9 protein-coding genes are annotated in these 10,557 nt (G+C 60.7%); 4 read left to right on the top strand and 5 right to left on the bottom strand.

Going from position 1 to position 10,557, the window contains the following annotated elements:
- Positions 1-326: 326 nt before the first annotated feature.
- From ACLHHB_RS15245 to ACLHHB_RS15235, 3 genes are all read left to right on the top strand, one after another.
- Complete coding sequence (locus ACLHHB_RS15245) at positions 327-554, top strand: hypothetical protein (RefSeq protein WP_410219133.1); 228 nt, start codon at positions 327-329, stop codon at positions 552-554.
- A 127-nt stretch (positions 555-681) separates the two neighbouring features.
- Entirely contained in the window at positions 682-1,029 is a 348-nt protein-coding gene (locus ACLHHB_RS15240; protein WP_410219132.1) for a hypothetical protein, read from the top strand.
- Positions 1,030-1,773: 744 nt separating this feature from the next.
- Positions 1,774-2,436 carry a VanZ family protein gene (locus ACLHHB_RS15235; protein WP_410219131.1) on the top strand — a complete coding sequence of 221 codons (663 nt, stop codon included), beginning with the start codon at positions 1,774-1,776 and terminating at the stop codon, positions 2,434-2,436.
- Positions 2,437-2,959: 523 nt separating this feature from the next.
- Here the strand turns inward: ACLHHB_RS15235 and ACLHHB_RS15230 are convergent.
- On the bottom strand, positions 2,960-3,100 hold the full coding sequence (locus ACLHHB_RS15230; protein ID WP_410219130.1) for a hypothetical protein: 141 nt from the start codon (positions 3,098-3,100) through the stop codon (positions 2,960-2,962).
- 542 nt (positions 3,101-3,642) lie between these two features.
- On the opposite strand from ACLHHB_RS15230, the gene ACLHHB_RS15225 reads away from it, so the two are divergent.
- A complete protein-coding gene (locus ACLHHB_RS15225; protein ID WP_410219129.1) occupies positions 3,643-5,301 on the top strand; it encodes an alpha/beta hydrolase in 1,659 nt (552 codons plus the stop codon).
- Positions 5,302-6,270: 969 nt separating this feature from the next.
- Here ACLHHB_RS15225 and hydA read toward each other — a convergent pair.
- The 4 genes from hydA to ACLHHB_RS15205 are packed head-to-tail and all read right to left on the bottom strand — an operon-like array spanning position 6,271 to position 10,395.
- On the bottom strand, positions 6,271-7,734 hold the full coding sequence (gene hydA, locus ACLHHB_RS15220) for a dihydropyrimidinase (protein ID WP_410219128.1): 1,464 nt from the start codon (positions 7,732-7,734) through the stop codon (positions 6,271-6,273).
- Entirely contained in the window at positions 7,731-8,972 is a 1,242-nt protein-coding gene (locus tag ACLHHB_RS15215; RefSeq protein WP_410219127.1) for a cysteine desulfurase-like protein, read from the bottom strand. Before ACLHHB_RS15215 ends, hydA begins: the two co-directional genes overlap by 4 nt.
- A 12-nt stretch (positions 8,973-8,984) precedes the next feature.
- Positions 8,985-9,722, bottom strand: a complete 738-nt coding sequence (locus tag ACLHHB_RS15210; protein WP_410219126.1) for an amino acid ABC transporter ATP-binding protein — start codon at positions 9,720-9,722, stop codon at positions 8,985-8,987.
- 1 nt (position 9,723) lies between these two features.
- Positions 9,724-10,395 carry an amino acid ABC transporter permease gene (locus tag ACLHHB_RS15205; RefSeq protein WP_410219125.1) on the bottom strand — a complete coding sequence of 224 codons (672 nt, stop codon included), beginning with the start codon at positions 10,393-10,395 and terminating at the stop codon, positions 9,724-9,726.
- Between the last annotated feature and the right edge of the window lie 162 nt (positions 10,396-10,557).

The raw sequence follows: 10,557 nt of genomic DNA, 5'->3' as shown, positions 1-10,557 counted from the left end.
AGGTGTCGCGCACCCGAAAGGAAGCCCGCGCCGATGTCTTCCACGACATCGAACGCTTCCACGACCCGCGCCCTCTTCGACACTCTGCTAAAGCGCAAAAGGGTAAGGCAGGCTGATGAACCAGACTGCAGATTTTTTGTCGGGTAAGGCGTTGCAGTCCCCATTTTCTTGCGGACGGCCGAACGCAGGTTGATCGTTGCTCAGATCGACCTTCCTGTGCAGGCCGCAATGCTGCTATGCAGCATCGGCGGTTGTGATGGGCGCCCGAAAGGGTAATCTCGGGATCAAGGGAGGAAACGACTTTGTCTCATGCAAGGAGTTTCCGTATGGTGAACATCGCTTCTGCTTCTTACAAGACCATGGGGTTTTCGGCTGCCGCTCTGCTGGCTCCGTTTTGTGTTGCAGGTCGTTTCATGGTCAGACTGGCCGAGTCCAGTGTGCAGGCGCGTGCTTTGAGCGGGCTTAGCCAGCTTTCGGATGAAGATCTGGCAGCTCAAGGCCGCAGTCGCGCCGACGAAGTCTGCCGCATCATGGGTGCTGCTGCCATCGTCTGATTCACTCCCGCAGCTTGATTTTGCTGCAACGCAGCATGCTTGTTCTTATTCTCCAAAAGCCCCGGCCTTTGCGTCGTCTTAACGCCATTTGTCTGATCGCGCTGTTGTCGCCATGAAAGATCTTCCCATGAAATTGATCCTCCTTTCCGCTCTTGCTTCCTTTGCCATCGTTGCCCCTGCCGGTGCCGAGGTTATTGTTCTGTCAGCGCCGCTTCAGGCTGCAAGCCTCCATACGGGCGCACTTGACATGGCAGCATATCGCACTGAACTGCCCGATGGCGCTCATGAGGTGACCGCAATGTTCCGCGGTCGGGCCAGCGAAGAGCCCCAGCGCGTCGTCATGCGCCTCGAAGGCCATGACGAAGTGCAGTTTACCATGCCTGACGAACCGCAGACGATATATACCTTTACCAGCTTGGGCAATTCCGTTGAGATCTCGGCTCAGCGCGCCTTGGTGCAGATAGCGTCTCGGTAAGATCAGGACCGGACAAAGCCTTTCATGGTTTGTCTGGTCAGATAAGAGTTTTGGACCAGGCGCTGACCCTTGCGGGTCGGCATTTTTCGTGTGGAGCGAGAGCCTCGCTACTCGGAGACAGAAGGTTGAATGCCTCCGTCTTCGCGCTTGAAGTCTCATCCCTCCCTTCGAATGCGTACCTGATCCTTCAAAACCACGTCCGACTCTGGCAAGACTCATAAGCCCTACAGGCTTGCGAACATTGCCGCGACCGCTGTCAAACGATTTGCTTCAGGCTGCAAAGACTCTTGGGACAATAAGTTCTTTGATCGCAGGTGCGACATGTACCCGCATTCTGCTGAGATGCGAAGCTTGCTGTTTCTCAGAACGGTCGCCTGCTTGTGCCATTTTGCCCTTCAAGTCAGGGCTCCGGCAGAAAAGTGCCAACTCGACGCAACCTCCGACGGCTGCGCCTTCTGGGTCGTTGCTGCCACGGCAGTCTTGGCGATGGATTGGTGCCACTCATGACACCCGATGTCCTGCTGCTGTCACGTCCGACCGGCGGCTCGATGAGGCGCTGCCTAAAGACATCAGGCGCCTGCTTCAGGACCGACAGAGCGCAGGTTTGATGTGTTGGCTGTCATGCTGTTGCGATGGTGGGTGGCGCTGTTTGACCTCTCGGCGTTGTTTGGTACCACTTGCTTTTGGCACTCCGGCCAACGATGTGGCGCAACCTGAGCGAGGCCGATCATTTCTTGCCGTCAGATGGCGGGACACGCCCGCACGGATCCGAGTTTCCTTTGCTTTGTAGGGTCTGCTTCCTCTGCGCTGCAGGATGCAGCCCATGTCCGCAATCTGACTTTTGGTCGTTCTCCTGATGCTGGTCTCGATGATCAACCATCAGGCGAAGGCGCGGATGGCCGACATCATGGAGGATCCCCGGCATGGTCTGTTTGTCATGTGATCATCTTCAGGTTCCGGCCTTTGATGCCTTTCTGCTTGGATTGGTCTAAGACCCATGTGCCAAAGCCCCTCAAGCAAGGCGGTCGAACTGCATATCGAGGTTACATGCTGATACAATCGAAACTGGCTCTCGGCCTTTCCTTGCTGGTGGCAGCGGTCATTGCCGTCCTGACGCTGACGCCGATCCCGGCACCCCCGCTAGGGCCGGTCGAGAACTCAGACAAAGTTTACCATGTCTTGGCTTTCGCGGGACTGGCGTTTCCAGTTGCATTCCTTCGTCCCGGCTGGATGCTCGTGGCCCTGCCGATCCAGGCGGCCTTCGGGGGTTTGATCGAGATCATCCAACCTTTTGTCGGACGAGATTGCAGCCTTGCCGACTGGATTGCCGACCTGATCGGGCTCGGCTTGGGTGTTGTCATTGGGCGCGCTGCGGCGGCAGTCGTGCCTTCCGTTGTGCAATCCTGACCACGCACATTAATACAATGCTAAACACAGCGCGGCCTGTCAGGACGCACCGGCTGTTTCACCCTTTCGACGACCAGGGCAATCAACTGCTTTTGCACAACCGGAAAATGCAACGGTGGTGTCTGATGATCAGGGCAGGGCTTTTCATCTGCTCTGATACATTATGCGTTCTGGTTGCAGTTCCAGTCTGGCATGCACAACGTCGCCGTGGTCGCTGGGTGACTCGAAGATGCCGAGTGAGGACCAGAGGCAAGATTTCGGAAATCCTGCTGCAAAAATTCATGGACGCAGCAACGCAGATCCGATAGGTGAATTCTTAATAATAAATAACCGCTAGGGTTGAGAGCGTTGCTGCTCAGCAAGTCAGCGGAATGGGGCAAGACAGGATCTGCAGACACCCGGATGGAGCAAGGCGGTATTGTTCAGCCTTTCCCATGCGGGCGGTCCGAATGACCAGGCAGGCCCCCGGTCGTCAAACCGGGGGCCTAAACTTGCAGCCTTGCTGAAATGCCAGATTCAACCATCAGCCAAGAATGAGAATTGCGGCATTTGCTGTTTCAATTACCTTGAATCCGGTTCGTGGGCGTTTCGACTGCAAGGGTTTGGTGCCACCAGCAGCGCCTTTGCGATAGACATAGGGAGCCTGCTCAAGGCTTTCGGTCATGATGGCTTCCTCGCGCCTATCAACGCTGCAAGCGTCATGCTGAATGGCTTCCTCGACATAGGCTTGTTGATCAGGAACTGCCGGCGATCCAGACTTCTTTCGTCAACAGGAGGTCTGGGCAATGGATGTGGATTTGCTGTGCAGCGGCTGTTCGTCCCCTTGCATTCCGTTGGTTTGCGAGGGCTTTCTTGCTGCTCTCGCGTCCAACGCTGCTGCTCTTGAGCAGCTGGATATTTCGGATTTCGGTCTCGCACCTGCCCATCATCTCCCGGGCAGGTCGAAGCGCCGGCACTCTCTGACCCGCCCCTTCGACATCAAAGATATGGCGGACACCCCCCGACAGATATACATGGCGGCAAGCAAACGGGACTCTGCGGCGCGGGAATGAAGGTCTTGTCAATCCGAACATCTTGGAAGCATTCTGCCGCATTCGCTCGACGCAGTCACGGAAACGGCCTGTCATGGCACCGCATGCCGCAGCACCACCGTACTTTGCACGGGTTGCTGAAGAGGCTGACCGGTCTGCCTCGATGACCAGCGCAATGCTCAGGTTTCTGCAGTGGTTTGACCGCCGCACTTCGGGGCTCGGTCTGGTTGTCGGGTCCTTGTTCGTGGCGGGTTCACTGACGCCCAGTCTGATCCCGCGCAGCCCCGAGGTTCAGGGCGTGTTGGCCGGCTTCTGTTTCGCGGCAGGATATGGCGTAACGGTGCTGGTCGAAGCCTTGTGGCGTTATCTGCATCTTCCACGCCTGACCGAGCGGCAGGCCTGGCGGCTGATGCCTTCCCTTGGCGTAGTTGCGCTGGTCATCGTGACGGTGTTCCTCATCCGGTCGGCCGGCTGGCAGAACGACATCCGCGCGGCGATGACCCTGCTGCCTGCGGAGAGCGCCGCTCCGCTGGTTGTGGCAGGGTTGGGCACGGCCGTTGCTGCATTGTTGCTGGCAACGTTCAAGCTGCTGGTTGCCCTTGGACACTATGCCAGCCGCAGGATCGCCCAGGTCCTGCCGCCCCGGCAGGCGCGTGTCCTCGGAATCGCGCTGACGGCTTTGCTGGCGTATCAGGTCTTCAGCGGTGTTCTGGTGCGAGGGGTGGTGCGCAGCATCGACAATTCAGCACAGGCGCTGGACGCTCTGCTGCCTGCCGATCAGGTTGCGCCCAGGCAGCCGTGGCAGACGGGCAGCGCGGCGTCGCTTGTTGCCTGGCAGGATCTGGGCCGGGAGGGCAGGGAATTTGTTGCCGGCACCCCGTCGCCACAAGCCATCTCGGCGGTGACCGGACAACCGGCGCACCAGCCCTTGCGGGTTTATGTCGGCCTGAATGCCGCCGACACGCTGGCCGAACGCGCCGATCTTGCCGTCCGCGAACTGGAACGCGCCGGAGGTTTCCAGCGTCGAACGCTTGTGGTGGCGATGCCCACCGGCACAGGCTGGATGGACCCCGCAGCGGTCGAACCGCTGGAGCATCTGAACCATGGCGATGTGGCAACAGTGGCGCTCCAGTACTCCTACCTGCAAAGTTGGGTGTCGCTTCTGGTACAGCCCGAACAGGCGGCAGAGGCCGGGCGGGCGCTGTTCGGGGCCGTACACCGCCGATGGCAGCAGCTGCCGCTGGAGGCGCGGCCGCGGTTGTATCTTTACGGTCTCAGCCTGGGCGCGCACAGTTCACAGCAGTCATTGCGCCTGCACGAGATGCTGGACCAGCCTGTCGACGGGGCGCTGTGGGTCGGATCGCCTTTCCTCAGCCCGCTCTGGCAAACGCTGACGGCCGAGCGGGATCCTGACTCTCCTGCCTGGCTGCCGCGCCTGACCACGGGCGAGGTGGTGCGCTTTACCGACGGGCAGCACGGCCTGCAGGAGGAAAGGCCTTGGGGCGCAGTTCGCATCGTCTATCTGCAATATGGCAGCGACCCGATCGTCTTTTTCCGCCCCGACAGTGCCATCCGGCCTCCCGACTGGATGAACCCGCCGCGCGCGCCCGATGTATCTGGCGACCTGCGTTGGTACCCGATCATCACCGAGTTGCAGCTGGCCTTTGACATGGCCATCGCACTCGAGGTGCCGATGGGTCACGGGCATCGCTATGCCTTTGTCGATCACATCGGTCCCTGGCTGGCCGTGACGGATCCTCCCGGCTGGACACCACAGCGGCTTGAAGCACTGAGAAAGCATTTTCGACGCTTGCAGGATGCCTCCGCGGATTGAGCGCGTGCCAACACGCGAAGCCGCAGGTTACGGTCATGCACGGCAAGCGACTTGCCATTCATTGTCCTTGCAAAGCCATGCATCCTTTCGTGGCGGAGCCTGGAAGGAATGCTGTTCCGGGGCCACGTCATCAGCGGCCAATGCTTTGCGATCTTTCGCCCAAGCGCGTCTCTTTCGCCTTGAATGTCATTCGCAAGAGGCGACCATTCTGAAGACTTGTGCCTGACCTTTCTCGGTAAAAGATGGTCCTGTTTACCACACGCATCATGAGGCGCTTCATCCCTGTCCATCGTGCGGTGATCCTTGAGGGTGTGCACGCCTTTATCCTGCCACAGGAAAGAAGGAAAACTTGCCTCAGGGACAGGTATCTTACTTTAAGAGAGCATAGAACATATAGCCGGAAATTCGCTGCCCTTGCCGAAGACCGTCGGACGAACAGCATCGTCATGTATTCCTTACTGCAGGCTCTTGCGGTCATGATCTGCCGGTCAATGAAGTGGAATGCATCAATAAGAATGGAGCGGCGCGTCCTCGTTGCTGCAAAGGGTGATTTGTCCGTTCCTTCAGGGCGCGCGCCTGACCCGAGGCGGCTCGGAAGGTCTGGCATCAAGTGCGGGCGGCAAGATCAAGCCTTCAGGCAGCATCGCCATCAGGCAAGGCAGGCGGAAACGGCAGGTTTATCCCTTGTCGATCAACCGGCAGAGAGCCGCAGAGGAGGAACTGCGCGGCCGGCGAAAGGTCCAGTGGCCCGCATGGTCGCAGTGGTAGCCAAGACGGCAGACTACATTGACCAAAACTGACCGATCCTGCTCGGGTTCAAGCTTTATACCGCAGATAACGGCCGTCTACTCTTGAGGGTCCAAGAAAAATCCTTTGCCGTGATGCATGGCGCAAAGCAAGCACTGGCCTCGTCCAGGCTGGCTTCTCCCGCGTCTGATCCGGCGCCGATCTGGCTCCTGTTCCAGACAGTCATCTTGAGGTGGCCAATCCTTTCCCTGTGGCGGCCGTGGTGTCAGGCCGCCCCTGAAAGGCTTGACTGGTTCGGCGCGGCAGATAGCGACCATCAGCTTTGGCCTCCGGCCTTCCATTCATGGCGATGGTCCGCCCGCGCAGGATGGTGCGAACCGGCCATCCGGTGATCTCGAGCCCCTCGTAAGGAGTGTAATCGCAGCCATGGTTAAGGGTGTCCTGCCTGATCGAACGTGTCAGCTTGGGATCCCAAAGGGTCAGGTCGGCGTCTGCGCCGATCGCAATGCTGCCTTTCTCCGGGTACAGCCCATAAAGCCGCGCCGGGTTCGTTGCAGTCAGCGAAACAAAGCGCTGCAGGCTGATGCGCCCTTTCGAGACGCCTTCGGAAAACAGGATCGGCAGGCGTGTTTCCACGCCCGGAATGCCGTTCGGCACCCAACGGAACGATGTGCGGGCGCGGCTGTTGTTCTTGCCGGTTTCGGCAGGCCCGCAAAAGCGGAACGGGCAATGGTCCGACGAGAAGATGTCGAAGGTGCCGTCGCGCAGGCCCTGCCAGATTGCCGCTTGGCTGTCGGTATCGCGCGGCGGTGGCGAGCAGACATATTTCGCCCCCTCGAAATCCATGTTCAGTCCGCGCAGGTCGTCGGCCGTCAGCACGATGTACTGGGGGCAGGTTTCGGCATGGACCCTGAGGCCCCGCGCCCGCGCCCACTGGATCTGCTCCATCGGCTCCCGTCCCGAAACATGGACGATGACGATTGGAACGTCGATCAGCTGCGCGTGGCTGATCGCCCGATGGGTGGCTTCGCGTTCCGCGATCTGCGCATGCGCCTGTCCATGATAGAAGGGCGCCGTGCGGCCCTGTTCCTCCAGCCGGCGGGTCAGGTGCTTGATGGCATCATGGCCTTCGGCATGGACCATCACCAGCGCCTGCTCGCGGCGTGCAACCTCAAAGACCTCAAGCAGTTCGGCATCGTCCAGAACCAGGTCGTCATAGGTCATGAAGACCTTGAACGAGGTATAGCCGTCCCGTACCAGCGCCGGCAGTTCCTGACCCAGCACCTGTGGCGTAGGGTCGGTGACGACAAGGTGAAAGGACACATCGGTGTGGCATTTGCCTTGCGCTTTTCGGTGATACGCCTCGACGCAGGCGCGCAGGGACTGGCCCTTGATCTGCATCGCGAAGGGCAGGACGGTCGTGTTGCCACCGGCCGCCGCCGAGCGCGTGCCGCTGGCGAAATCATCGGCCATGACCGTTCTGTCCGAGGTCGCCTGATCCAGATGTACATGCGCGTCAATGCCGCCCGGCAGGACAAGCAGCCCTGTTGCGTCGATCCGGTCCGCCCCTTGCAGTCCTTCACCGATCTGGACGATGCGTCCATTACGAATGCCGACATCGGCGGAAAAGCTGTCCGCAGCCGTCACGACCGTGCCGCCCGCAACGACGAGGTCGAGCCCGCTCATGCCGCGTCTCGGGCAAGGATGGTGCTCAACGCATCAGTCAGGCGATCGACCTGCCCGACCGTGTTGTAATGAACCATGGACACGCGCAGCACGCCGCCATCCCCATCCTCGGCCAGATGCTCGACAAGGCGGCGGGAATGAAAGTCGCCAAAGCGCATTGCGATCCCGTGGTCGTCCATGGCGCGTGCGACGGCACCCGAGTCGATTCCTTCGAACTTGAAGGCAATGGTGGGGACGCGGGTGCTGGCGCGATTCTCTGCCTCTCCGATGATGCGGCAATCGTTGCGCGTGGACAGCCAGGCCAGCAGGCGGTCGGTCAGCGCGTCTTCCTGCACCGTGATCAGGTCAAAGGCCGCCGCCAGCAAGGCGCGACTGTCGCCGGTCGCGCCGTGATGGCGCGCAAGGCCGGTCAGATATTCCAAAATGCCGTCGGTGGCATAGGCGGCCTCATAGCTCGGGTTGCCGGGCTCCAGCTTGGCCGTCACTTTGTCCTTGCCGTAAAAGTAGTGGTACAGTCCGTCCAGGTCGGCCAGCAGATCGTACTTTCCGTACATCAGCGCGCCATGGGGGCCATAGGCCTTGTACAGGCTGAAGACATAATAATCGACATCCCAAGCACGCACATCGATCAGACGGTGGGGCGCATAGGCGACGGCATCGACGCAAATCAGCGCGCCCCGGTCATGGACAAAGCGGGCGAAATCCGCGACCGGATGGATCTTGCCCAGGATGTTCGACACATGCGTGACGCAGACCAGCCGCGTGCGGTCGTTCATCAAGGGTTCCAGATCAGACAGTTGCAGGTCCATGGTGCCGGCGTTCAGCGGCCAGACCTTGATGACCACGCCGAATTCCTCCAGTCGTGTCCAAGGACCGATATTGCTCTCATGATCCGCCATGGTGACGATCACCTCGTCGCCTGGCGCGAACTGGCGGCGCATGGCCTGCATCAGGTTGCCCATCAGCACCGTGGTCGAGGAGCCGAAGATGATTTCTTCAGGGCGTGCGGCATTGACCAGCGTCGCCGCGGCCTGACGACCCGCCATCAACGCCTGTGCCGCGGCTTGGGATACGGCATAGCTCCCGCCGATCTGGACGTTGCGATGGGTCAGGAATTCAACCACGCGATCCAGCGCAGGCTGGGCGATCTGGGCGCCCCCAGCGTTGTCGAAGAAAATCCAGTCGCCTTTCAGGCCGGGAAACTGGGACTGCACGTGGTCCATGTCCAGGAATGTCATATCGATCAACCTTCAGTGATTCAGCACAGCGCCGAGGAAGTTGCGGGTGCGCGGTTCTTGGGGATGGGACAGCACCTGCGAGGGCGGTCCTTGTTCAACGATCTGGCCCGCATCCATGAAGATGACGCGGTCGGCCACCTGAGAGGCAAAGCCCATCTCATGCGTGACGACGATCATGGTGACACCGGTGCGGGCCAGGTCGCGCATCACGTCCAGCACCTCGCCGACCATTTCAGGGTCAAGCGCGCTGGTCGGTTCATCGAACAGCATCACCTGCGGCTCCATGGCCAAGGCGCGGGCGATGGCCACGCGCTGCTGCTGGCCGCCGGACAGATGTTCGGGATACTTGTCGGCCTGACTTGCGATGCCCACGCGGTCCAGCAGTCGGTCCGCCTGGACGGCGGCATCCGGGCGGCTGGTGCCGCGCACGCGGCGGGGGGCCAGCATGACATTCTCGCGCACCGTCAGGTGCGGGAACAGGTTGAAGGACTGGAAGACCATGCCGACTTCGGCCCTGACCCGGGCCAAGGCGCGGCCGGTGGTGACGGGAATGCCATCCACCCGGATCTCGCTGCCGTCGGAAAAGCCCTCGAGCCTGTTGATGCAGCGGATCAGCGTGGACTTTCCGGACCCTGACGGGCCGATGATGCAAACGACCTCGCCCTTGGCCACGTCCAGATCGATGCCCTTCAGCGCCTCGAAGGTGCCATAGGATTTGCGCAGGTTCCTGATGCTGACGAAACCGGTCATCTCAGCGCCTCCTGGCCGCAAAGCGGCGTTCCATGCGTGACACCAGCGCCACCAATGGCCACAGGAAGGCCACGTAGATTGCCGCCGCGACGATCAGCGGAGTCGGATTGGCCGCGAGTGCCTGCGCCTGCGTCGCCTGTTTCAGCAGGTCGGGCATCGCCACGACGGACGCCAGTGCCGTGTCCTTGACCACGTTGATCGAGTTGTTGGTCAGTGGCGGGATGACGATCCGCACCGCTTGCGGCAGGATCACGTCGGCCATGGTCTGGCGCCCGCTCAGACCCAGGGCGGCGGATGCCTCGAACTGACCCTTTGGAATCGCCTCGATGCCCGCACGAAAGATCTCGGCAGTATAAGCGCCCGAAACCAGCGTCAGTGCCGCCATGGCCGAAACGAAAGGCGACAGCCGCAGGCCCACGAAGGGCAGGGCGTAATAAACGATGATCAGCAGGACCAGCAGCGGGATCGACCGAAAGATGTCGATGTAGAACCGTGTCAGCAGCCGCAATGGGGCAGTCCCGTACAGCCGCGCCATCGCCAGACCCAGTCCCAGGACCAATCCTGCCACGATGCTGGCGGCCCCCAGTTGCACGGTGATCCACAGCCCCTGCATCAGCATGGGAAGGGTCCGCCGCATCACCTCGGCGTTGAAGAAGGTGTCGAAAATGTCCATGAATGTTCCTTGCCGGGTTCCGGCAGGGTCCGGGGTTCAGGGGTCCGGACCCCTTCTTCGGATTAGTCCAGCGTCGGCATCGGCAGGACGGTGACGGTCGAGGAGCCTTCCTCGGGTGCGACACCGAACCATTTCTCGTGCAGTTTGGCCAGTACGCCCTCG

Origin of the sequence: Paracoccus sp. (in: a-proteobacteria) (assembly GCF_046462195.1) — a bacterium.
Taxonomy (GTDB): Bacteria; Pseudomonadota; Alphaproteobacteria; order Rhodobacterales; family Rhodobacteraceae; genus Paracoccus.
Note: the sequence above shows the minus strand (reverse complement) of the source record. Positions and strands in the feature narration are given on the sequence as shown.